Raw genomic sequence first — 1,142 nt, 5'->3', positions numbered from 1 at the left:
CCCGACTGAAACGAACACCAGGACACCACCATGACCACCATCAACACCAACGTGATGTCGATGACCGCTCAGCGCAACCTGAGTGGCTCGGCCAACTCCCTGGCCACCTCCATGCAGCGCCTGTCCTCGGGCCTGCGCGTGAACTCCGCCAAGGACGACGCCGCTGGCCTGGCCATCTCCGAGCGCATGAACAGCCAGGTGCGCGGCCTCAACGTCGCCGCCCGCAACGCCAACGACGGCATCTCCCTCGCTCAGACCGCCGAAGGCGCGCTGGGCAAGGTCGGCGACATGCTGCAACGCATGCGCGAACTGGCCGTGCAGTCGGCCAACGCCTCCAACAACAGCGACGACCGCGCCGCCCTGCAGGCCGAAGTGACCCAGCTGCGCGACGAGATCGATCGCGTGGCCAAGACCACCAGCTTCAACGGCACCAAGCTGCTCGACGGCACGTTCGCCAACGCCACCTTCCAGGTTGGCGCCAACGCCGGCGAAGGCATCGCCATCGAATCCATCGTCTCCGCCAAGTCCGACAGCCTGGGCGAACTCGAGAACACCGAATTCTTCGTCGCCACCGTCGCCGCGCCCAGCACCGCCGCTAACGTCGCCATCGACAAGGGCACCGCGGGCTGGACCATCAAGGACGCCGCCGGCAACGACGTCGAACTCGGTGGCATCGCCGCCTCCACCACGGCCGCCGAGCGCACCACGCAGGTCGTGGCCGCCATCAACGCCAAGTCGGCCGACACCGGCGTGTTCGCCCGCGAACTGGCCGCCGGCGGTTACGAGATCTTCTCGGACCGCGACCTGGCCGCCGCCGACTTCGGCGCCGCCTTCACGGCCGCCGCCACCGGCGACCCCGGCGACACCGCCCCGCCCGCCACGCTGCGCAACCTCAGCGACGTGAGCATCGAGAGCTTCGGCGACGCGCAGATCGCGCTGAAGGTGATCGACAAGGCCATCGACGCCATCAACAGCTCGCGCGCCGACCTGGGCGCCCTGCAGAGCCGCTTCGAGAACGCCGTGGCCAACATCAACATCACGGGCGAGAACCTCTCCGCCGCGCGCGGCCGCATCGTCGACGCCGACTTCGCCAAGGAAACCTCCAACCTGTCGCGCTCGCAGATCCTGCAGCAGGCCGGCAC

1 protein-coding gene is annotated in these 1,142 nt (G+C 68.7%); it reads left to right on the top strand.

All coding sequences use genetic code 11. From position 1 onward, the window contains the following. Positions 1–30: 30 nt before the first annotated feature. A partial coding sequence (locus tag GTO19_RS14565) for a flagellin (protein WP_291021849.1) occupies positions 31–1,142 on the top strand: 1,112 nt, incomplete at its 3' end.

Source organism: Hydrogenophaga sp. (genome assembly GCF_011772445.1).
Lineage (GTDB): Bacteria > Pseudomonadota > Gammaproteobacteria > Burkholderiales > Burkholderiaceae_C > Hydrogenophaga.
The sequence above is the reverse complement of the archived record's forward strand: the minus strand, read 5'-3'. Positions and strand labels throughout refer to the sequence as shown.